This is a genomic window from Acinetobacter sp. SA01, assembly GCF_011319235.1.
GTDB lineage: Bacteria > Pseudomonadota > Gammaproteobacteria > Pseudomonadales > Moraxellaceae > Acinetobacter.
Window position 1 is genome coordinate 458430 of sequence record NZ_WXXM01000001.1, and the last position, 24382, is coordinate 482811.

Sequence of the window (24382 nt, forward strand, 5' to 3'; positions counted from 1 at the left end):
AATTCCTTTAAGGAATAAGTTTGCTGGATTTCATATCAAAGGCTTTGCGTAACACGCCTGTATCTGGATAGTCCTGAATCGGATCATCCGGATAATACGCTTCATGCATCACACCTTGGGTATATAAAGACTCAATGGTTCTGGCTATTTCATCGGAAGGAACGCGTTGATTGGTTCGCCAGTTCACTGACTGCAATTCAAAGACAGTTTTCTTCATGCCATTCGGATATTGCTTCACGCGATTGACAATGTCCCGGTAAAAAGCATCCTGATCTGCAGCTTGCTCCATATAGGGCATTGCCATGATCGCAGTGAAATCATAACGGTTGATCGACTGTTCCAGAGACTGTGAATACCAGTTTTCCGCATAAGGACGCAGGGCAACCTGGGCATATAAATTGCGTGCAGTCAGCAAGAATGGATGATACTGACGGACTTCTTGCGCCAGTTGCATGGCAAAGTCATCAATATATCTGGTTTTAAATCCGGTCCATTTTTCCAGCTCGGCATCGTTATTACGGATTTTGGCCAGATCGGTGGGTAAGCCTATCGCAGCATAGGCTTTTAAAGCATCAGGACTGGCATCTTCATAGTCCGATAAAGTGGTGTCATCGTGAAATAAAATGCCGTTAAATGGCACTGATTTGGCCAGATCCTGATAAATACCGGCAATGGTTTTACGCGCATCGGCAGAAAAAGGACTTAAACGATGATAGCCCATATTCAGATGGTTAGAATCATCGGCTTGCTGGGTCACCACCACATCTTTAGACACCGGGTTATCTTTTGGTAATTCCCAGGCCAGTAATGGCATCCAGGCATAGACCCGGCTGACTTGTGTACGGGTTTGAATTTGCCAGGCAGCGCGGTTAAACAGGTCGGCACGCATGGGCAAATAATGGTTCGGGAAATACACCATATCCGCAGAACCATTGGCATCCGGATCGGAAAAGGCTTGCAGATATACGGTATTGACTTTCATCGCCACAATCCGGTCAAGCAAGTGATCTAAATTACGTTCCTGCTGAATAGGATCTTTGTCGTAAATGTAATCCAGATCGATATGCATGATTTTTTGCGGACGGTTATTGTCGCTTAAATGTTGCTGGCGATTTTGAATTTCCTGAGCCAAATCTGCCGTGGTCATATTGCCTTCAATCAGAATACGGTTGAGCTGCCCCAATGAATCTTTAGCCGAATCTGCACCATCGTCCAGACTAATGGCTACCGGCATACCTAACTGTTTGGCAATTTTTACGGTTTGCATATTATAGTGACCATAGGGCCAAACCATCACACGAGGTGATTTCAAACCATGTGCAGTCAATAACTGGTTATTCTGCTTTAAGTCACCTGTAATCCGTTGCTGATAACGACGTTCGGTTTCATAACTGGCAGATTTAGGATCGTATAACAGTGTCACTGCCGCCGGTTCCATATTGCCCTGCGGATTGCCTAAGATGCCGCGATGCAGGTTATAGCTATGACTGGCAATTTCGACCAGACCACTGTCCTGCATCTCTTTCAATTCAGCCCAGGACAACATTTGACTACGCTGAATTTTCTCACCTGAAAAGTCAACGCTTTGACCTGCTTTAGGCTCTAGCCATGAACCCACGACCGCCAGCACCACGGGAATTTTATTGGCTTTGGTCACCGGATAGGCACTTTTATAAAATGATGCATAGCCATCATCCACCGTTAATAAAACCGGTTTGCTCGGCAAGCGATATTTCCCTTCGTGCGCTTTAATCAGCTGATCAACATTAATAAAATGAAAACCGTTATTTTTAAGCCAGCTAATATGTTGCTGAAACTGCTGCGTCGTTACCGAATAGTCAGGAATCAATGCCGATTGACGATCGGTAATTTCATGGTATCCAATCACCGTGAGGGTGGGATTGCTGGATGGTAGTGTTTTACTCCAGGCTAAATGAGGCATCTGACATAAAACGGCGGAAAGAGAAGCAGAAAGCAAGGTGGACAGCAAGCGAGTCTTCATTGAATGGTGCTCAAAAAACATTTTATGCTCTGAACACGTAGCATCATTGATCAATAGAAAACTACCCTTTTCATGATTTACGACGTTCAGAACTCTGAATCTGTCTTTTTATCCAATCAAGCTGAAATGAAGCTTAAAAAATAATAATTTTTTTGAAAATGAAACGTTTAAAAATAGAGGAACTGTGATCAAGATCATCATACTTTAACTGGCATACCTGCTTTTTATTTTAGTCAAAAGAGCTAAAAAAAGGTTAAATATCCACAAAATTTAAACTAAGTTCCAGAGGGCTGATATTGATCCCGTCCGGCATCCTTGGCTGCATAAAGCTGGATATCGGCAGCTTTCATCAGTTCATGAATATCACTATAAGGATGATTTCGATCCATCCATGCCACCCCCATACTTAAAGTCACATACTGTTTTTGATCCGGCCGGTTTAAATGTTCAAATTGAGCATCTCTGACTGCATTTAAAACCTGCTGCAACACATTCAATACCACTTGACTCGGAATATTATGCAAAATAATGGCAAACTCTTCCCCACCGTAGCGGGCAACATAAGCAGATTCAGGCAAGGCCTGCTGGATCAGCTTGACCAGGTCTTGCAAAATTACATCCCCCTTCAAATGCCCATAGTAATCATTATAGTTTTTAAAATAATCCACATCTAACATGGCAAATGCCAGACTATAATGGGTATGATTTTGTGTCAGGGTAAATAATCGCTGAATTTCAGCATTTAAAGCCCGCCGGTTAAAAGCCCCGGTTAATGCATCTATTTGAATTTGTCGCTCTAGCTTCTGGTTCAGTTGATGTAATTGTGAAGTGCGCTCCTGTACTTTATGATCCAGAGAACTATTCAGCTCAAGTAAGTTATTATTTAATTGCTCAATATGCGAGGTATGCTGTGCATAGTTTTTTGACTGCTGAAACATAATCAGCAAGGCATAGAAACTGGTTGAAATAAATGAAAGATTAAATGAATCGAGTAAATTTAAGGTCAACAAGAAATCATGAAAAAAGGTCACACATAATAAAATTATCGCCCATACATTGACACTGGAATATTGCTCTTTTGATTTCAGGGTCAGATAAAAACCATAGCCAAAATTTACAATAACAATCGGGCTGATGACCCAACTATAAAAGGCAAAACGCTGAAACACTTCAGGCACAGTAAACAAGGTCACCATCATATCCATGATCAGTACGCACATTGCCACACTGTAAACAATCGGATGCATATAACGCCGACTGAGTAAAAACATATAACTGATAAAAAAAGTGACTGCCAGATAAGTAAACAGATATTCTAAACGCTCTCCCCATAACCAGCTGATATTGGTAAAGGTAGTATAGGCATAAGGGGCTGAAAATAAATTATGTAAGGCCAGAAACAGGATAAAAACACCAAACACAAAAACCCGGATACTGCTGCGATTAATCACCCCCTGGAATACTGAAAACATTAAGGTAAACATTCCAATACCCAAGACTGCTCCACACACCAGGCCAATACTCATCATCATCTGCTGGAACTGGCGACCAATGGTTGTACCTATGCCTATCCGCATCGGATTTTCAAGACCACCATGCTGAGGATCAAAATTGGATGCCTGAATGGTGATGGTGAAATACTCTTTTTCCACCACAAAAAAGGCAATTTTAGGTGCATTTTCCGTTTGATGATGGCTTGGGTCTTTTCCAACTTCTCCTAAACGCAGTATAAAATCACCATTCAAGAACATTTTATAAGCCCCATATTGATTGGGAATAAAAATGGCTATACGGCGCCCTACAAATTGCTTGGGTATTTTAAAATGGCCAATAAATGTGCCATAAGTCTGGTTAGTTCCAGTGATTTCTTTAAAAGAGACTGGCAAAGTTACGCTAGTCGATTTTAAAACGGAACTGGGTTGCGTGATGAATTGCTCAGGATAATACTGCCATGTCCCCTTAAGAGGCGTAGAGCTATCTTCAGTAAACTGAACATCATTCAAGAATTTTTGATGTAAATAATAAGATTCAGGTGCGGCTTCATAAAGTGCCCAGACCTGCTTCTGCCCCAGACCAATGCATAGACATATTGCTAGAAAAAGTTTTAAAAAATGAATTAATTTCTGAATTTTATACAAAAAGCGAATCATCCTTAAATACGCTTAGCTATTTCTTAATGTAGCGGTAAAAAAATAAAATTCAAACTATTTTTCACCTATCTACAAGATTCATCCTTGTCTCTTGCAGAATATTTTTTAACCGATAATCAAGGCGAACTTAATCACGTGTTTTTACATCAAACAACTCTATTTCAAAAATAAGATTGGAGTTTGCAGGAATGATTTTATCCATTTTACGTTCACCATAAGCCAGGTGTGCAGGCACCATTAATTTACGTTTACCACCGACTTTCATGCCCATAATGCCCTGATCCCAGCCTTTAATCACACGACCAGTACCAATCACGGTTTCAAAGTAGTTGCCACGGTCAATAGATGAATCGAACTTGGTTCCATCTTCCAGCCAGCCTGTGTAATGAGTCGTAATCAGCGCACCTTTCACCGCTTCTTTACCTTCACCTACTTTTAAATCGATAATTTCTAATTCATTTATCATGATCATTTACCTAAACTGAGCAGCAATTTTTCAATGCCTAGTATAACCGGATTTGGCTGCATGCTTTAGAATTTAAGGGGATCGGATTTCTATACTTAAAAGCAGAGTTCCTGGATATTCGAATCATTCAATAAATAAGCCGTCAATTTTTTATGATTTTCATCCTTAAAAATCCCCCCCTTCCCCAACAAATCCAGCCCGGTCAGAATATTGGCAGGAACTCAGATGACCATAATCATGGTTCAAAGGCCGGCCGATTTGCTACGATATTCTCGCTCTGCACCAATAATTGCCTCAATTGTTTTCCTTTGATTCATTTTTATTGTTTTCAGGTATAGGCAATTTTGTGATCAGGATGCAAGCCTAGACCTGCAACCTGTATCTATTTATTGTAATTGTTCCCACTCCACCACGACTTGAGCATGATCCCCAATCAAGGTCCATTCACCATCCATAACATTTAGCTGTAACTGCATAGTACGCTCGCATAATTGTGGCAAGGCATCAGTAGTCGCAGTAGAGAGTTTCCACACTTCTACATTGCTTAAGGTTTTTAATTTGCTGTTGCGTTTGTACCATTCATCTACAGCTGAGCCATAAGTAACCACAGCCACCTGCTTACAACGCGCACTGGCCTTTTTCACCTTATCTTCATCCGGACAGCCCACTTCAATCCATTTAATCAGTTGGCCGGTCAGGTCTTTTTGCCATAACGCCGGCTCATTAGTTTCAAACAGGTCTTTGGTAAATTCCAGAGCTTCATCGGCAAAACACGCATAAGCCAAAATACGTACCATCAAGCGTTCAATGGTTTCTGAAGGATGCAAAGCCATAGTGAGTTGATAATCACCATATTGATGGTCATCCATATTGGCAATATTCAAATCTGCCTTATAAATTGTTGCTTTTAGCGCCATAAAAGAGTCCTCAAATTTGGCGCCTAGCATATAAGATTTGGGCATATTTTGCTGAAATGTTTTTTAATCCTGATCTGGATTAATCTGGCACTGAAACAGTTGCTGTTCAAATAACTGCCAGTCATGCGGATGCTGCACAATAATTTCAATACGGTTATCCACGCCTTCTTCTGCAGACTGATAGTTAAACTGCTCGGGATTAAAATTGAAGGTTTTCCAGCCCTGATTGGTATTAAAAATCCCTTTAATCCGCAGCCACTGTTGCTGTTCACACAATAAATCCAGCAAGGCATAAAAGTCGAATTGCCAGCGCTTGGGCAATTTCCACCCCGCTACACTATAGCCTTGCGCAGTTTCAACATAGTGATAAGGCAACTGTTTAATTTCAGGTAGCGCTTGGCCAGCAGTAAGTGTTTTCTGAAGTTTCAATAAAGGCTGAATTTTACGTCTGGTTCCCACATAAGGCAGGTCAATTTGTTGCAGAGGAATTTTATCTTGCCCGCTCATCAGCCATGTTTGCTGATAAGCCTGATATTCATGCTTTAATGCCTGCAAAGCCTGATCATCTGCAAAACTCATAGTATCCGCATGGGACACCACAATGATTTGTGCTGCTTTTAACTGATCGGCATATAGGTTCTGTTTGCTCCAATCACCATCATGCAAACGCGAACCATCAACTACAGTTACCAGTGCCCGCATGGCAATACTTGGCTGCCAGTGCGGTTCGGTCAGCTGTTCCAGCAATTGTGCAGGATGCCCCAAACCTGTGGGCTCGATAAACAACCGGTCCGGTTTGCTTTCTGACAATAATCGCGACAAGGCAATCTGCATCGGTAACTGGCTGCTACAGCACAGACAACCGCCCAACAGCTCTTTCACTTCATAGCCTTGGGTCTGCGGTAACAGCTGCTGATCGACCCCAATTTGCCCAAACTCGTTCATCAACACCGCCCAGACCTCATTTTCTGGCTTTTGACTGAGCAAATGTTGAAGCAAGGTGGTTTTTCCAGCCCCTAAAAAACCAGAAATAATATGAGTCGGTACCGCTTGAGTAGGAGAAATCAGTTTCAAAATCAACTCGCTTTCAGATAGATATAATCAGTTCACCAGTAAGCACAACTCACCCACCCATACGGATCATGAGGATGCTCACTTTAATTTTTTCCGTACTGCATAGTAAAGCATCCAGTTTATTTTGAATCCGTCATCATTCAATTTTATTTTTTGACGTTTTTAAAATCTCACTGTAAATCATTCACTCCATGCTGTTGTATCCAAAGCAGGATTAAGTCAAAAAGCGAAATGAGGTAAACCCTTGCGCTTTTTATGTTTAGCAAATATTTATATATGATAGAAAAAAATGATCATTAACCCCAAAAACCATATAGTAGACAATCTAAATAATTATTTATTTTCAATATCTTAAATAATTATATGTATTTCCGCTGTTTTGTTTTCATTCAACATATCTACTATGGCATAGCTTGTTTAGACCCTCAAATTCACCGTTAATACGCTTAAATGTGAATTGATTGAATGGGCATTCGCTATGAGCAACAAAACAAATTACACCACTGAAGTGGCAATCTTGGGCGCAGGCCCTGTGGGTTTGACTATTGCGAACTATTTAAGTAAACAAGGCATTCAGGTCACAGTAATCGAACAACTGGACAGTTTGATTGATTACCCGCGTGCCATTGGTATTGATGATGAAGCATTGCGTACTATTCAGTCACTTGGCTTAGTGAATCAAGTTTTACCGCATACCACACCAAATCATGCCATGCGTTTCTTGACGCCTAAAGGTCGCTGTTTTGCTGACATTCAGCCACTGACTCGTGAATTCGGTTTCTCACGCCGTAATGCTTTTATTCAGCCTCAGGTCGATAATGTCTTGCTGCAAGGCTTAAAGCAATATGAAAACACTCAAGTACTGTTTTCACGTCAACTGAGCGAATTTAGCCAAGATGCCAACGGCGTAACGCTTAAGATTCAAGATAAAAACCAGAAAGAAGAAATTATTCAGGCAAAATATTTAATTGCATGTGATGGCGGTAACTCAATTGTACGTCGTACTTTAAATATTGGTTTTGATGGTAAAACCGCACCAAACCAATGGATTGTAATCGATATTGAAAATGATCCTTTGGCAACACCGCATATTTATCTATGCTGCGACCCGGTACGTCCGTATGTATCGGCTGCCCTGCCTCATGGTATTCGCCGTTTCGAATTCATGGTGATGCCAGGTGAAACTCAAGAAGAGTTAAGCAAACCGGAAAATATTGCTAAATTGCTGTCTAAAGTATTGCCGAATGCTGAAAATATCGAAGTGATCCGCCAGCGTGTCTATACTCACAATGCACGTATTGCTGATAAATTCCGTGTTGACCGTATTTTGCTTGCCGGTGATGCTGCACATATTATGCCAGTATGGCAAGGTCAGGGTTATAACAGCGGTATGCGCGATGCCTTTAATCTGGCTTGGAAAGTGGCATTGGTTGTTCAGGGCAAGGCGACTCCAGACCTGCTGGATTCTTACCAGATTGAACGCAAAGACCATGCTAAAGCCATGATTGATCTTTCAGTGATGGCAGGTCATGTACTTGCGCCACCGAAAAAATGGCAAGGTTTCGTGCGTGACGGTATTGCCTATGCATTGAATTACATCAAGCCAATTAAACAGTATTTGCTTGAAATGCGTTTTAAACCGATGCCAAAATATCATGACGGTGCTTTGCTGGCAGACGGCAAGAAAGAATCTCCGGTCGGCAAGATGTTTATTCAGCCGCAAGTGAAACTTGAGTCGGGTGAACAAGTTTTACTGGATGAGGTGATTGGCAACGACTTTGCGATCATTGCTTGGGGAGTCGATCCTCAATGGGGCATCTCGGATACCACCATGCAAGTCTGGAAAAAATTAGGTGTCAAATTTATTCAGGTCATTCCTGAAGTTCAGTTTGGCAATGAAAACCGCAAGAACATTGATGGCGTGATTACCATTGGCGATATCGGAACCGATATTCGCAGCTGGTTTGGTAAAACTTCAGAATCGGTGGTAATTCTACGTCCTGACCGTTTTGTGGCGGCCCTAGCGATTCCACAAACGCTGGATCACGTGAGCCAACAGCTGTTTAAAAAGCTGCATGTAAAATAATACAGATATAAAAATACATTTACTGAATCATATTCAGAGGCCTGACCACGCGAAAGCGTGGTCTTTTTTATTTTTCACCCATATAAATCTTTAAATTTAAGGTCAATTATTAGACTTCTTCCATACATCATTTTAGAAACTAAAAATTGTTCGTAAAACCAAAATTAAAAAATAGATTTTAGTCAATATCAGATTCATGAGTGTGGCATGGATGCCACACGTTTCCCATCACGACAAGGAAGTCGTGTATGGGAAACAAAAGGTTTTTGTCTACTTTTGACCTTTCAAAAGTAGAAATATTGCCTACGCGAAGGTAAAAAATTAAATCAATCAAATGAGGCCATGCTGATTTAAAAAAATCTAATAGTGAATATTTTTGATTTATGAAAGATATCTATTATTTAAGTATTTATTTTCTGCAGCCATGGTACACCTTTCATGGAATCACGCTGTGCCAAAAGCTGAATAAACGGTTTGAATTCATCCAGATAAGGCAATATTTTGAGAGAGATGGCAAAAATCACCCAGTACCCCAGAAATAGATCTGCTGCTGAAATTTTATCACCCAGCAAATATGGATTTGCTTCTTGCATACCCTTTTTTAGCAATGCCAATACGCTCTCTTCATGACCAAAAGTCAGGCTTCGTTTTCTTTGCTCAATTTTCTCGTCCGATACGCCTAGCCCTTTTAAATCCATAAACTCAGTCAAAGGACCATGCGCAAAGAACATCCATTTCAGATAGGCACCTCGCTTGGGGTCATCCAGGGTGGGTGCCAAACCTTTTTCCCTATATTTATCTGCCAGATAAGTAAATATGGCCGCAACTTCAGAAATCACTACGCCCTGATCGACCAGACAGGGGACTTTTCCCATGGGATTAATAGTTAAATATTCAGCCTGATGCATATTTTCATAGGGCACGTTTATCTCTTCAATCTGGTTTTCTATACCCAGCTCTTTTAATAAAAGCATCACGGTCATGCCACGCGACTGGGGATTGTTATACAGCTTCATCATTTTAATTCGACCTCTGTTGTTATTCTAATTTTTAAGTATAAAGCGCTTTGATTATTTGTTGCTGATGATTATGCGATACATTCACTCGTTAACGATGCTTTTTATCGCTTTAAAAGCATCGTGTGATATCAAACAGTTATTTTAAAAAAAACCCATATAAAACTGTTCTTTCAATATTTTTAAAATCAGTTCAATCAGCTCATTTTTTTGCCCTTTACGATAACTGGCATACAGGTTAATCATCGGTAAAGGCTCAATAGTATTTTTCACGATAATTTTATCGCCCAATAATGGGATCACATAAGCCGGTACCAGGCTCCAGCCCACCCCCATGCCGACTAAATTGACATTTAACAGAATATTGGTCGAGTGCTGTACGACGTTGACATCCAGTTTAGATTGCTTAAAGAAATCGGTAATAATTTTGTACAACTGAGGTGAGGCATCTTCGTCACTAATGACAAAATCCTGATGATTAAAACTCTTGATACTAATATGACGCTGCTCGGCAATCGGTGAATCCTTTGGCACGATTAAAGCCAGAGGCTCACTAAAAATCTGTACGTGTTCCAGTTCATCCGATTCATCGACATAGCGGGTAAAGGCAATGTCAATATCACCTTTTTTTAAGGCCTTCAGCTGGTTGGCATCGATCAGGCTATGAAAGTTGATTTTGATGTCGGGAAAATGAGCCCGTATATTCGGCATGATATAGGGAAAAATTTTCATTTCTGCCACAGGGACAAAGCCAATATTCAACTGGTCTTTGCTCAGGTTGGCAATTTTCCGCGCAGCATCAATCGCCTTTTCTGCATGCTCCAAACTCAGCAGCGCTTCTTTCAGAAATACTTTTCCCGCTTCAGTCAACTCAACTTTACGGTTGGATCGAACCAATAACTGAACACCCACCTCATGTTCCAGATCTTTAATCTGCTGGCTCAAAGATGGTTGCACCGTACACATGCGCTGTGCCGCCTTAGTAAAATTCAGTTCTTGTGCAACTGCAACAAAATAGCGTAAATGACGTAATTCCACGTGCCGGACCTCTCTTTATTTAGGTTGCTTCAGTGATGCCGAAACTGTGTATTTATAAACAAATAAAGTCAGCACAGTAATTACAGCACAGAATAAATAACTCAGTTGATAACCATAATAGGCAATCATCAATCCCAAAATGACTGAGCCGATTGCCATGCCCAAATCAAACAGGGTAAAGAATGTGGAAATTGCATGCCCCATACGCTGTTTTGGCACAGACTGAATAGCAATGGTTTGAAAACATGGAAACAGTGAGCCATAACCAATGCCAATAAATATAGCAGATAACCAGAGCAGCCATTGATTGGAGATAAAACTGACCACGACCAGGCCTATGGCAAAGAAAATAAAGGAAGGATAAATGACTGCACTGGCACCTTTACGGTCATAAATTTTGCCTACCCACGGCCGCACTACAATCATGGAAATGGCGAATACAATAAAAAATAAGCTGGTATACGCGAGCAGGGCTTTAGATTCGCTATAAGCGGTAATGAAACTCATAATGCTGGAATAGGCAAATGCAGTCAGCAAGGCAACAAAGCCAATCGGTATAGCACGTGTTTCAATAATGTCATGCCAACCCAGACGGTTTTTTTCTTGAGTCTCAGCCGTGAAGGCAACCTTGTCTTGCTGTTGTACCGGAATGATTAAACAAAAAATAAAACCCAGACTGATCACAGCGGTTAATAGTGCAAATAGCATCTTAAAATCAGTAAACTGCAGCACGGTCAAGGCAATTAAAGGCCCAAATACCACGGCAAGATTGGTCGACATGACAAAATAGCCCATGCCCTCGCCCTTACGCCGATCTGGAATAAAATCATTTGCTATGGGCACGGTGACCGTGGTTAATATGCTAAACCAGATGCCATGAATAAAACGGATCAACAATAAAGCCCACATACTGTCGGCAAATAAATAGCTAAAAGCAAACAGTACAAACAGCAATTCCGAGCCGCGGAAGGCTATTTTTTTGCCTAATTTTTCCACAATCAGTCCGGAAAATGGACGAACCGCAATTGAAGAAACCAGAAATAGGGTCAGTGCCAAACCTGCTTCCTTCACCGTCCCGCCTAGATCCTTCATGATATAAATCGGCAAGACAGTTAATAAGGCATAATAATAGGTAAATAAAAACAGGTTATTGCATAGACATAATATAAACGAGCGATTCCATAGACGCTCAGTGTTTGTTGCAGACATAATGACCAACTTAGCGGTAGCCTGGTGCTACTTTTGAACCAGAACAGGTTGCATCACCAAACGTACAAGATTGTGTATGTAAGTTTCATCTGGCATGCAATTAAAGAAAATAATCTGATAATGAATCGGCCCATACAGCGTATCCAGCATCAGTTCAAATGGATAATCGGCAATAATTTCATTACGCTCTATGGCAAGTTGAATCAACTTGCGTGTTTGCTCACGACGCGGTAATAAATACAGCCTGAAAAACTCACCGGCTGCTTCACGATGCTCGGCCATCACCACCAATAAAGCTCGCCCTAACGGATGATTTAGCGCGAGTGACAATTTTAACAGCTGCTGGTTCAGATTAACTTCCAGGCTCTGCTCGAAATCCAGATCAAAGACCGAAGCGGTGTGCTCTTTAAAGGCATCAAAGACCAGATCAGATTTATGCTTCCACCAGCGATAAATGGTCGACTTTCCTACCCCTGCCCGTGCAGCAATATCTTCAACAGTTAAATGACTGTAATCCTCATCTTCCAATGCAGCAGTCACTGCCTGCAAAATACATTGCTTGCGACGCGAAGTTTTTTCTAGCTCAGTCATTCACCACCAAAACGAAACGATACGTATCGTTTTATATTAGGCTAATTTTTGCCTGCTGTATAGTTCCAATCTCCCCGTTAAAATCAAAAAAGACTGCTTTAAAGCAGTCTTTTTAACATCAGCGTTCCGTCTGTTTTAATACAGCATTAGCATTGCGAGGTTTTTTTATAAATACTGCATGAAGGATGATGGCTTTCTTGCAAGCGCGCCACTTTACGATGTTCAGCAGCCTCAAAACGGCAACGTTTCCAGTCATTGTCCAGCTTCAATGGCGGAATCTGTTTCGGTTGACCATTTTCATCTACAGCTACCATAGTGAAGTAACAACTATTGGTATGACGTACGGTACGTTTTTGAATGTTCTGCGCTTCTACGCGAATCCCGATTTCCATTGAGGTACGACCGACATGGTTGACACTGGCAAGAAAAGTAACGAGTTCACCCACATGAATCGGTTCTTTGAAATTTACTTTATCCACCGACAAAGTCACCACATAACTGCCTGAATAACGGCTAGCACATGCGTATGCAACCTGATCCAGTAATTTTAAAATTGTTCCGCCATGAACATTTCCTGAAAAGTTCGCCATATCAGGAGTCATTAAAACTGTCATGGTTAATTCAGACTGGTCATCTAATGCTGGAGCAATTTGATCTAATGGGGACATCGCGTTCTCTAGACTCTTTTACAGACAATAGTATAAGGAATGATTATATCGTTTTTCTATGAAATAAAATGTCGAAATTGCCAATAAACCCATCATTATTATTTATAGTGATTTTGGTATCATTCAAAAAAATATATATCAATTTTACCAACTCACTGAGATATAAACATTTTTCTTATAGTCTGATTTTAATAGAATATTTGTTCTAAAAATTAAATTACAAAAAGATGGCTATGTATTTTAAAACATATCGTGTGATTATTACTTGAATACCCATGAATCAAACAAAATTTAAATCCATTTGGGCACACTGCTAGTCTCTAACGTCTCATATCAGACCAGTCAAATCTCAGCTTAAACTAATATCAAGGTGTTACATTGCGCAGCATTTCTTTGGAAATATTGCCATAGCTCAATACATTTTGCTGGTCGAGCTGGGTCTCAACACTATAGGTACCATCAGTATTTTCTGAAATCACGGTAAATACCAGATTTTCCATACTCGCCATTTTAACTTTTTGACCTATGGCAAATTTTTCTATGTTCATACTACTGTTATGCATTTAACTATCCTTACAGAAATATGCTTTTATGACTTTAATAAACCCCAGTGTAGAGAATTTTTATTTACTGGTAAACTTAAATCATTGAACAAACAAATATTATATAAAAATTGTATAATACAAAAGCTTTCATCACTTAGTTGATTTTATTGAATAATATCAATTGATTAGTTTATCTTTACAGTTGAATTCCATTCATCTTGATTGATTATCCCTCAAAACCCAAATGACGACAGACTAAAACCTAACAGCATTGCAATAATGAATCTGAGACTCTTAGGGATTCGGTTTCATCATTGCAATTAATTGAAGGACTTAATCCTGTGCGCTTAATTGCTGAATGGTATGACCAAATGGATAATGCTTCTGTTTCAATAAAGTGGTAATTTCATTTAACTGACTTTCTGTTGCATCTATTCCGGCTTGCATGGTCATTGCACGACCTTTTACATCAAATATATGCCCTTTTTCCCTTAAATCTGGCTGAATCACAATATCTGCATGCTTTAACTCTTCTTCAGCTAAACGGCTCTGCATGATATTAATATTTTGATTGAACATTCCCCAAACATTACTGGTTTCGGTATGCATGGGTTGCGCCAGAATATCCACAGCAATCACAATATCCGCCCCCAAATCGCGTGCCACGCCTACAGGTACCGGGCTCACCAGACCGCCATCCACATATTCATCCGCACCAATTTTGGTCGGAATAAACATGCTTGGAATAGACACGGAAGCGCGTACCGCCTGTCCGGTATTACCATAGTTAAAGACGACTTTTTTGCCTTGTTTTAATTCCGTTGCGACTACATACATCGGGATTTTTAATGCTTCTAAGGGCGTATTGTTGACTTGCTGATTGACATAATTTTCAACTTTTTGGCCATCAAAAAAGCCTTTCATGCCCAGCTTTACATCACGCACATCATTGGCTTTCATGCTTAAAGCAATATCACGCAGCTCTTCTGCTGTTTTACCACTGGCATAAATTGAACCCACAATACTGCCCGCACTGGTGCCTACAATCAAATCCGGGTGTATTCCTTGCTGCTCCAGTACCTGAATGACCCCGATATGAGCATAGCCACGAGCGCCACCACTGCCCAGTACCAAGGCAACGATAGGACGGTTTTCCTGCTGTTTGAGTTTTTTAAAATTAATACGCTCTGCCCGAACTTGAGCATCTGCAGCAGGTGGCTCTGATAGTCCTGTCGAACCAACAGTAAGCTTAGGTTGGGCAACCGTTTGACAGGCTCCCAACCCCAATACTGCCAAAACAATAAAACTAAATTTGATATTGTTCATGAACCACCTAAAGATAAATAAAGCTGTTCGCAAAAAGGCGTATATTTTAAGAACGATCTATGTGTAACACTGTATTCTTTCGTAAAGTTATCCTTAAAAGCTCTCAGTTTTTAAAAGATCAGGGCTCATATATTTGCCGCCTTCCTCTTAATATTATCTCATCTTTTGACCTTTTTTATAGCCGGCGTTTACCCATAAAATCACGGCTGATGATTCTCATACGAATGAGATCACTTAGGTATTAACTGGAGATGAAAAATAATTTTTCAAATAAAAAAAGAGGCGAACCAGTCGCCTCTTTTTAAATTTCCAGTTTTGAATTAGAAATTATATTTAGCCATCAAACCTACACGGTTATCTTTGAATGACTGACCAGCAAATGTTTCACGCTTACCATTGATATATTCCACCCCTAAATCAATTGGTGCAGCTGGTGAATAGATAACGTTAATCCACGCTTGTTGTACTTTTTCATTCGCATTTGTACTCAATGCAGATTTAGCATATTTAGTGCCATCATCTGCAAACAAAGCGCCATACGCTAAAGTCGAACGTAATTTAGGTGAAATTTTATAGGTTGCACCGACTTGGGCAGCAGTAAATTCATTTTGCTCAATATTATTACCATCAAGCACATAAGCTGAATTAGCACCATATAAATAATTGCTATTGCCCTGAGAATACGAAACATCACCATTTAACTTTAACTGCTCAGTCACTGCATAAGAAGCACCAGCTGCCAAGCCCCAAGCCACTGCGCTATCGTCTGCAGATTTATAATTTTCCACTAAAGCACGGGCAGATGCATTTCCTTTACCATCTGCAAAACCTTGAACCAATTTAGCCGTTAAGTTAGGTACGCTATATTTAATGCCTGTTCCTGCACTATCCCCTTCTTCTGCAGACAAGAATAATTGGGTAGCAGGAGCCAGTTTAAGACCATAACGTACTTGTGGAACACGTGCTGTACCACCACCTACGTTGGTATTCAAGTCGATCATTTCTGGTGCATGACTTGACAAGAAGTTAGAAGTCGTTTGACCAAATAACCAGTCATTATAAGTCAAATAAGCATGACGAAGACGTAAGTTTTCTGACTTGCTATTGTCATTACTTGCAAAGTCAACTTCAACTTTACCGCCAACTTTTGCATCGCCCACTGGCGCTGAGAAATCCAGTCCTAAACGACTCATTTTTCCGGTAGCACGTAATTTATCTTCTGCTTCACCCTCACTCTTGTGAACAGAGTTAAAATCGTTATCTGCACCTTCAATAATATAGTTAGCATCACCACGAACAAAACCGTATAGGTTTACACTGGCGCCCGCTTTAGTTTTAAAGCCAGTTAATGCTGATTCAGACTTCGCTGCAGGTGCTGCTGCAAGTTGAACAGGCTGTGCCTTGACTTGCTCAATTTGAGTTTGTTGCTGTTGCTGCACTTGCTGTTGTTGTTGAATTAAAGATTTTAATGCTTCAACTTCTTGACGTAATTGTTGAATTTGTTTTTGTTCAGCTGTGCCGGCATGTGCTGTACTAACCATGACTGCTGTAACTGCCAATGCTAAACCTTTAGCAATAAATTTACCGTTACGTAATTGACTCATTCTTAAAATCTCCGATTTGTTAAATTTCGCATTCCATGCATTCAGTGATTTTTTAAAAACCCAATAAATCTATGAAAAAATACCCTTCAAAAATTAATAAGCTTAAAAAACCATTGCATTTTCAGCTTCTGAGTACAGTAAAAAACTTAAAATATTATAATATTACAAATATGTGACATCCACATATCCTGCTAAATCTAGCAATTTTCAGACTTTATTAAAATCAGTTTTCCCGAACATTGATTGAAAAATAATCTCATTTTCAGATCTAATAAAAAAATAATTTGGATATTCTTATACTTAGAAAAATTCATCCTAAAGCCAAACAACCAGACATTCGACTAATGTATATAACTATCCAGCGCTAAAAAACTCATTTCAAAAGACATTTTTATAAATTTACAGCTCATTTCAGCATGTAAACGATGCCATAATGCCCGCCATGCGGTACGAGCTTTTTGTATCAGACAGGTTGATCCATAAATCATTAAAACATTTTAACAGTAGCAAGCCGGGCACCTTAAGAAAACCTTTGCCTAGTTATCCGGAAAAATGGATATTGCCGCGTTTATGGATAAATAAATAGCTTGAATTCAAGCAGACCTTTAGCACGAATAAGTTTAAAGGTCTGTTTTGCTATGCAGATATTTAAATATTTAAACTTTTATCCTGCAATTGTCTGCTGAGCTGCAGAATTGCAAGCAAAGTCACAGCCACAAAGATCAACATCAGAATTCCCATATTGAGCAGTGAATTCCACATCAGAAAATTTAAAATCACGCCGCCGAGCAAACCACAGGCAAACTGCATACTTCCCATAATGGCACTGGCTGTTCCCGCTTGCGCACCCTGTTCCGACATGGCCAAAGCCATCGCATTGGGACCCGTAAAACCTATTCCTGCCACTGCCCAGAACATGCCAATCAATACCAGCCATAAGGGACTATGACCGATTAAACCTGCACTAAATAAAATGCTGACTCCAAGCAACTGGATGATACCGCCTATTTTCAGGCGACTCAGGACCGAAAATTGCTGGCCAAGTCTTTTATTGAGCGCAGATAACAGCATGATACCAAAGGCATTCAGCCCAAAAGCATAAGCAAATTGCTGTTGCGCTAATCCATAATGATCCATCAGCACAGCAGCAGATGAACTGATATAACAAAATAAAATGCCGCCAGAAAAACAACCAGCCAGCATTGGCCATTTAAAACTCGGGTCTTTAAAAATACTACCGTACAACTGGATAATCTGAGCAACATTCAGCTTTAAACGGCGTTCAGGTGGCAAACTCTCTTTAAAGAAAAAGTGCACACAGAATAAACAGATCAGTCCGATCAAGGTTAAAAAGACAAAGACTGCATGCCAGCTAAAGAACGTCAATACCATTGCCCCGACACTCGGCGCGACAATCGGCGCAATCCCCATCACAATCATCATGCTGGCAAAGGCCTGTGCAGAAGCCTGCATATCCAGACGGTCACGAATGGCAGCCCGGGCAATCACCACCCCGACGCAGCCTCCGACAGCCTGTAAAATCCTTGCAGCAATTAAGCTCCATTCATTGCTGGCAAAAATACACAGCAGGCTCGCAACAACATACAGGGTTAATCCAAAATACAGTGGCGTTTTGCGCCCAATCCGGTCGCTCAAAGGTCCATAAATCAGCTGCCCTAAAGCCAGTCCCAAAAAATAAGCCGGTAAAGTATTGGCTACCATTTGCGTACTGACGCCAAAATCCTGTGCCATTTGCGGCAAGGCTGGCAGGTACATATCAATAGAAAGTGGGCCAAGTGAGGTCAATAAAGCCAGCAGCATGATCCATGCTGTGGAATACTGCCGTGTAGATTGCTGTACAGACATAACGATATTCAATTTTTAAATGGGGGCTTTAAAGACAAGCTTACACTGTACATAGTATTATTTTAAGGATTGAAAATGAAATTTCACATAATTTCATTCCCTGATGCATACATCCTTTAGTGATTAGGACATAACTTGAAATCTTGGCTGACGCGTCTTAAACAAGCGACTTACAACACCACCTTCATGTATAACCTGCGCATGATTATTGCATTTGCAGGTACTGCCTTTGTGCCCTATTTTATGGGACAACAGCTTTTTACCATTCCCTTGACCTTAGGGGTAGTGGCTGCTGGTTTAAGCGATATCGATGACCGCTTTTCAGTGCGGATCATGAACCTGATTTATACTTACATCGGTTTCTTTATTACCGCCGCCTCGATTTATTTTTTATTTCCTCATCCCGTTTTATTTGCCATAGGGCTAATTGTGTCCTGCATTGGCTGGATTCTGCTCGGCTCATTGGGTCGGCGTTATGCGACTATTTCCTATGGCTGTCTGGTCATTTCAGTCTATTCAATGCTGGGGGTTGGACTGTTTGATCAATGGTATATGCAGGCTGGGCTGCTGGTTGCCGGTGCAATGTGGTATGGCCTGCTTTCTACCATCAGTTTTCTGTTATTTCCAGTTCGCCAGGTTCAGGACAAACTGTCCCAGTGCTATTCATCACTGGGGGACTTTCTGTTTGCAAAATCGAACCTGTTTGATGTTGACATGACGCCAGAAAGTTATCAGCAAAGCATGATTGAGCTGTCTTTGGAAAATGGCAAACTGGTCGGTATTTTCAATGAAATGAAAACTGCCCTGTTAACCCGATTAAAAGGTGACCGCGGACAAAAAGATACCCGTCGCAGCCTGCAATATTATTTTGTGGCTCAGGATATCCATGAACGTGCAGATTCAGCGCATATTGATTATCAAAAACTGGTCAAAGTTTTTGAACATAGTGACATTTTATTTCGCTTTCAACGCATTCTTTCTATTCAGGGTAAGGCCTGTAAAGACTTGGGTCACAGTATTTTAAATCGTGAAACCTATCAGCATAACAAGCGCTTTAAACATGCCTTTGCCAACTTAAAAATATCCTTGGAAAAACTCCGTGCCGAGCAGCAATACGATCAGGTTTGGGTCAATGCCTTATTTTCTCTTTATCAAAATTTAAAGTCGATTGATGCCCAGCTTCGCAACGTAGAAACAGAGCGGCATATTAAGTTAGATAAAAGTAAACATATTGAAAACCAGCTAAAAGATGATGATCTCAAAGGCTGGGATGATATTGTGATTCGGATCAAACAGCATTTAACGCCAGAGTCGGTGCTGTTTAGACATGCAATTCGTGTCTCTATTGTCTTGTTTATTGGTTATATTTTTGTCCAGGTTACCCAGATTCAATATGGCTACTGGATTCTATTAACCGCGCTTTTTGTCAGCCAACCCAATTTTAACGCCACCAAACGTCGCCTACGTTTACGGATTGTTGGCACCTTGGTCGGCATTATTCTCGGCTATGCAATTTTGTATTTTATTCCTTCGATCGAAGGTCAATTATTATTGCTAATTTTAAGTGGTGTACTGTTCTTTGAATTACGCAGTAAGCAATATGCACAGGCCACCGCCTTTATCACGATTTTGGCATTAATTAACTTTAACCTCGATGGACTGGGTTTTGCCGCAGCCCTCCCGCGCATGATTGATACCTTGATTGGCTGTGCCTTGGCCTGGTTTGGGGTAAGTTTTATCTTCCCCGACTGGAAATTCCGTCGTTTACCGCGCAATATCCGGCGTTCACTCAACGCTCAATGTGAATATTTGACCGAAGTGATTGAGCAGTACAAAAATGGACGTAATAACGGTTTGAAATATCGTGTGGTACGTCGTGCTGCGCATAATAACGATGCAGATGTAGCCTCACTGATTTCGACCCTAGCCACAGAACCTGATTTTGATCCGACACAAAAAAGCCAGGCTTTTGAATTTTTGTGCTTGAATCACACCCTGCTCAGCTATATTGCTGCACTGGGTGCACATCGTGAAAAAATTGCAGATCAGGAAGTCTTGCAGCTCCTCGATCAAGCGCTGGACGACATTCAAGGGGCATTGCTAAAAGATGAAGTGCCCGACCTGACGGCACAAAATATGCTGAATACCATACGCCAACGCTTAAGCCAAAATAATGAAGAGGATCAAAAATCTCTGATTGTGTTGCAGCAATTATCATTGATGCTCAGTATTCTGAATCAGCTCAGTCGTTTAAAGCAAAGTCTAAGCCATGACCGTGATGAAAAAGCCACCGAATTAGCCTCATTATAAATAGGATGATTTTGGAACAATATACTCACTGAATTGGTATAAATAATGCTAAACTTTTTACAGTTCTAAATTTGTTATTTTCATTATGACCGCGAAAAATTTATACGCTTATACCTTACAGCCTGTGAACTATGAAATTTCTGAGGCTGAACAACGTCAAGCGCAACTTGCCATCTGGCGTAGCACCAATAAAATCGGTACCAAAGCCTGGATCATCATGGCAGCTGTTGCCCTACTTTCCATTGTCGGTATCATCTTGCTGAAAAACTATTCCACCATTTTCTGCTGGGTGGCTTTGGTCTGTGTGCTTGCATATTTCCTGATCCGTAAATTCGGTCTGGAATGGTATGTAAAACGCAAGATGAATGAATTTCCGGTACAGGAAATTAAAGGTATCCGTTTGGGCGTACAGCCGCACGGCATTATCATGCGTCAGCAAATGGGTGCACAGGAAGGTGTCGGTGCCATTGGCTGGAAAGATATTTATGAGTGGTATAATACCCCTGACTTTATGTTGATTAACTTCAAGGTTAAAGGTCAACAAGGTGCTTATATCTTGCCAAAGCGTATGGATTCAAAGAATTTTTCTTTCAATACTATCCGCAAGCACTTGAATGAAACTGTGGGCGAAGCAAAACAGATTTAAAGGCTACTGCAAGCTAGATATTAAAAAACCTCCAGACTGGGGGTTTTTTAATTCCGACAAAATTAAATGATAATGAGAATAAATATTACCTACAAAATCGATATCATTTTGGAAAAGTTCAGCTATAATTCAGGTTAATTCTGTTTCTCACCCTGTTTTTTCGGCTATGTTAAAAAAAATCTTTTTCCAGATTCACTGGTTTCTTGGTATTACTGCCGGTTTAATCCTCTCCATTATGGGGATAACTGGTGCCATTTATTCATATGAACAGCCTATCCAGAAATGGCTCAATCCGGCTAGCTATACCGTCCAGATTGAAAAACAAGATAAATTAACCCCTGCCGAACTGTATCAGCATTTTCAAAAAACTGATCCGGAAATGAAAATTAACAGCATCACCGTGGCCAAAGACCCGACAGCATCTTCAAGCATTAATATTGTCAAAGAAGGTGCACGTAAAGGCTATACCATGATGATTAATCCTTACACAGCCGAAGTGTTACCTGAGATTAAAGGAAGAGAATTTTTCAAGTTTATCGAGCAGTTGCATCGCAATTTAACCGTTGGACCCGTCGGCAAGCAGATCACCGGGGCCTGTACCCTCATGCTGATCTTTTTTGTACTCAGTGGTCTATATCTGCGCTGGCCGAAAAAGCATTCTCTTAAACAGTGGTTCATGCTTAAGCCACAACTGAAAGGTCGTAATTTCCTTTGGGACTTACATGCGGTTGTGGGTACCTGGGTGGTGATTTTCTTCCTGATTATCGCGTGTACAGGCCTAACCTGGTCTTATGGCTGGTGGCGTAGCGGCTTGTATACCGTGATGGGTGTTGAACAACCACAAGCCAAAGGTGAAGCTGAAGCGCCAAAAGGTGGTGAAGCACGCGGCAACCGTGAGGGTTCGAGCGAAGCATTACCTAATACAGCTACAGGTAACCCTGAAAAAGCCGGTGAACCTCAGCGTGGTGACAAACCCGAGAAAAAAGGCTTAAACCCGGAACAGATCCATCTGGCTCTTAGTCAAAGCTGGAACGGCTTTAATGCTCAAGTGGACCGTGATTATTCAAGCATTACCCTGAATATCCCGAAAAAAGCCAATGGTGAACTTGAAATTAGCTTTGTCGATGCCATTCCGCAACATGAACGCACACGCAACAAAGTCATATTTGATTATCAAGCATCTAGCATTAAAGAGATGGAACTTTACGAAGATAAAAAACTCAATGAAAAAATCATGAGTAGCATGCTGCCGGTACACCGTGGTAGCTTCTTTGGTCCTGTATACCAGTTCCTGGCAATGCTGGCTGCTCTGAGTATGCCATTGTTCTTTGTTACAGGCTGGATGCTCTACCTGAAACGTCGCAAACAGAAGAAACTGACTCAAACTGCACGTCATGGATTAACCGCGGTCAATATTGATGCCACTGCAAAACCCTGGCTGATTGTCTATGCGTCACAAACCGGTACGGCAGAACAGCTGGCATGGCGTACAGCAACCAGCCTGCAACAGGCTCATCAGCCTGTGAGCGTGAAATCTGTACAACATTTGAATCTGGATGATTTAAAAAATACCGAACAGGTTTTATTTGTAGCAAGTACTTACGGTACTGGTGAAGCACCTGATTTAGCATCAGGTTTTGCCAAAAAAATACTGCGCAAAAAAGCTGATTTAAGCCATCTGCACTATGCAGTATTGGCCTTGGGTTCGCGCGAATATGCCGACACTTTCTGTCATTTTGGCCATGCAATTGATGACTGGTTAAAACAGAATGGTGCGCAGCAGCTGTTTAATATCATTGAAGTGGATAATACCAATCAAGAGCAGATTCAGGCATGGAATACGGCTTTAGCAAAAGTAACCCAGCTTGAATTGCAAGCCATGAATATTGAAAAAACCTTCGATCGCTGGACTTTAACCCAACGTGATCTGCTCAACCCGAACAGCCTCGGTGCCCCAGCCTTTAATATCGAGTTAAAGCCGGATCATAAAGTGAGCTGGCAAGCCGGTGATATCGCCGAGATTCAACCCGGTAACAGTGCTGAACATATTGCCCGGTTTATGCAAAAGCATCAAATTCAGCCGAATACCTCTGTAGATTCGTTAAAGATCAATATTGAACAGGCCTTATGGAACAAAGATTTGACTGGTGAAGTTGAACCTTTTGCCAATATGGATCATTTACTGGAGCAACTTCCGATGCTGCCTTCACGTGAATATTCCATTGCCAGCATTCCTTCACAGCAAGTTCTGCGTTTAGTGGTACGCCAACAGTCAGATGCTCAAGGCCAATTGGGTCTGGGTTCAGGCTGGCTGACTCGGCATGCCCCGTTAAATAGCGAGATTGCACTGCGCATCCGTAACAATGAATCTTTCCACCTGATTGATGACAACCATCCTATCATTTGTATTGGTAACGGCACCGGTCTGGCAGGCTTAATGAGCTTGCTACATGCACGTACCCGTCAGGACTATACCCAAAACTGGCTGATCTTTGGTGAACGCCAGCGTGAACATGACTTCTTCTATCAAAGCACGATTGAAGCCTGGCAAACCACTGGCATGTTGCAACGCCTGGATTTGGCTTTCTCACGCGATCAGGCAGAAAAAGTCTATGTGCATCATAAACTGCGTGAACAGGCACAGGAACTAAAAGCCTGGGTTAAGAATGGTGCGGTGATTTATGTGTGCGGCAGTATCAATGGTATGGCCAGCGATGTCGATCAGGCTTTAACCGACATTCTGGGTGAAGCTGTAGTTGACCAGCTACGCCAAGATGGACGTTATCGTCGTGATGTTTATTAATTCATCGTTTAATCTCATTATCTAAATCAAGTAAAAAACCGAGTATTAAAGCTCGGTTTTTTATT

General features: G+C 41.1%; 18 protein-coding genes. 4 read left to right on the forward strand and 14 right to left on the reverse strand.

Annotation, left to right across the window (positions count from 1 at the left end; genetic code table 11):
* Positions 1 to 7: 7 nt before the first annotated feature.
* From pgaB to GTU69_RS02315, 5 genes are all read right to left on the reverse strand, one after another.
* Positions 8 to 2002 carry a poly-beta-1,6-N-acetyl-D-glucosamine N-deacetylase PgaB gene (gene pgaB, locus GTU69_RS02290; RefSeq protein ID WP_166167591.1) on the reverse strand — a complete coding sequence of 665 codons (1995 nt, stop codon included), beginning with the start codon at positions 2000 to 2002 and terminating at the stop codon, positions 8 to 10.
* 275 nt (positions 2003 to 2277) lie between these two features.
* Positions 2278 to 4149, reverse strand: coding sequence for a diguanylate cyclase (locus GTU69_RS02295; protein WP_166167852.1), 1872 nt, complete (start codon positions 4147 to 4149; stop codon positions 2278 to 2280).
* Between the two features lie 130 nt (positions 4150 to 4279).
* Complete coding sequence (locus tag GTU69_RS02300) at positions 4280 to 4618, reverse strand: FKBP-type peptidyl-prolyl cis-trans isomerase (protein WP_166167594.1); 339 nt, start codon at positions 4616 to 4618, stop codon at positions 4280 to 4282.
* A gap of 386 nt (positions 4619 to 5004) precedes the next feature.
* On the reverse strand, positions 5005 to 5535 hold the full coding sequence (locus tag GTU69_RS02310) for a YaeQ family protein (RefSeq protein WP_166167597.1): 531 nt from the start codon (positions 5533 to 5535) through the stop codon (positions 5005 to 5007).
* 63 nt (positions 5536 to 5598) lie between these two features.
* Entirely contained in the window at positions 5599 to 6609 is a 1011-nt protein-coding gene (locus tag GTU69_RS02315; RefSeq protein ID WP_166167600.1) for a GTP-binding protein, read from the reverse strand.
* 478 nt (positions 6610 to 7087) lie between these two features.
* Between GTU69_RS02315 and GTU69_RS02320 the strand changes: the two genes are divergently transcribed.
* Positions 7088 to 8695, forward strand: coding sequence for a bifunctional 3-(3-hydroxy-phenyl)propionate/3-hydroxycinnamic acid hydroxylase (locus GTU69_RS02320; protein WP_166167603.1), 1608 nt, complete (start codon positions 7088 to 7090; stop codon positions 8693 to 8695).
* Between the two features lie 401 nt (positions 8696 to 9096).
* On the opposite strand, the gene GTU69_RS02325 is transcribed toward GTU69_RS02320, so the two are convergent.
* From GTU69_RS02325 to GTU69_RS02365, 9 genes are all read right to left on the reverse strand, one after another.
* Entirely contained in the window at positions 9097 to 9711 is a 615-nt protein-coding gene (locus tag GTU69_RS02325; protein ID WP_166167854.1) for a glutathione S-transferase family protein, read from the reverse strand.
* A 144-nt stretch (positions 9712 to 9855) separates the two neighbouring features.
* Entirely contained in the window at positions 9856 to 10749 is an 894-nt protein-coding gene (gene hcaR / locus GTU69_RS02330) for a DNA-binding transcriptional regulator HcaR (RefSeq protein WP_166167606.1), read from the reverse strand.
* 15 nt (positions 10750 to 10764) lie between these two features.
* Positions 10765 to 11958: an MFS transporter gene (locus GTU69_RS02335; RefSeq protein ID WP_166167609.1), complete on the reverse strand. Its 1194-nt coding sequence runs from the start codon at positions 11956 to 11958 to the stop codon at positions 10765 to 10767.
* Positions 11959 to 11985: 27 nt separating this feature from the next.
* Complete coding sequence (locus GTU69_RS02340) at positions 11986 to 12549, reverse strand: TetR/AcrR family transcriptional regulator (protein WP_086195969.1); 564 nt, start codon at positions 12547 to 12549, stop codon at positions 11986 to 11988.
* A gap of 146 nt (positions 12550 to 12695) precedes the next feature.
* Positions 12696 to 13217: an acyl-CoA thioesterase gene (locus GTU69_RS02345; protein WP_086174788.1), complete on the reverse strand. Its 522-nt coding sequence runs from the start codon at positions 13215 to 13217 to the stop codon at positions 12696 to 12698.
* A gap of 365 nt (positions 13218 to 13582) precedes the next feature.
* A complete protein-coding gene (locus tag GTU69_RS02350) occupies positions 13583 to 13780 on the reverse strand; it encodes a hypothetical protein (protein ID WP_171263187.1) in 198 nt (65 codons plus the stop codon).
* Positions 13781 to 14095: 315 nt separating this feature from the next.
* Positions 14096 to 15088 carry a patatin-like phospholipase family protein gene (locus GTU69_RS02355; RefSeq protein WP_166167612.1) on the reverse strand — a complete coding sequence of 331 codons (993 nt, stop codon included), beginning with the start codon at positions 15086 to 15088 and terminating at the stop codon, positions 14096 to 14098.
* Between the two features lie 320 nt (positions 15089 to 15408).
* Positions 15409 to 16692, reverse strand: coding sequence for a DcaP family trimeric outer membrane transporter (locus GTU69_RS02360; protein ID WP_166167615.1), 1284 nt, complete (start codon positions 16690 to 16692; stop codon positions 15409 to 15411).
* Positions 16693 to 17340: 648 nt separating this feature from the next.
* The gene (locus tag GTU69_RS02365; protein ID WP_166167618.1) at positions 17341 to 18558 is read right to left on the reverse strand and encodes a multidrug effflux MFS transporter; all 1218 of its coding nucleotides are present in this window, start codon (positions 18556 to 18558) and stop codon (positions 17341 to 17343) included.
* Between the two features lie 135 nt (positions 18559 to 18693).
* Between GTU69_RS02365 and yccS the strand changes: the two genes are divergently transcribed.
* From yccS to GTU69_RS02380, 3 genes are all read left to right on the forward strand, one after another.
* Positions 18694 to 20868, forward strand: coding sequence for a YccS family putative transporter (gene yccS / locus GTU69_RS02370; protein WP_166167621.1), 2175 nt, complete (start codon positions 18694 to 18696; stop codon positions 20866 to 20868).
* A gap of 85 nt (positions 20869 to 20953) precedes the next feature.
* Complete coding sequence (locus GTU69_RS02375; RefSeq protein WP_166167624.1) at positions 20954 to 21514, forward strand: YcxB family protein; 561 nt, start codon at positions 20954 to 20956, stop codon at positions 21512 to 21514.
* 166 nt (positions 21515 to 21680) lie between these two features.
* The gene (locus tag GTU69_RS02380) at positions 21681 to 24317 is read left to right on the forward strand and encodes a sulfite reductase flavoprotein subunit alpha (protein ID WP_166167627.1); all 2637 of its coding nucleotides are present in this window, start codon (positions 21681 to 21683) and stop codon (positions 24315 to 24317) included.
* Positions 24318 to 24382 lie beyond the last annotated feature (65 nt).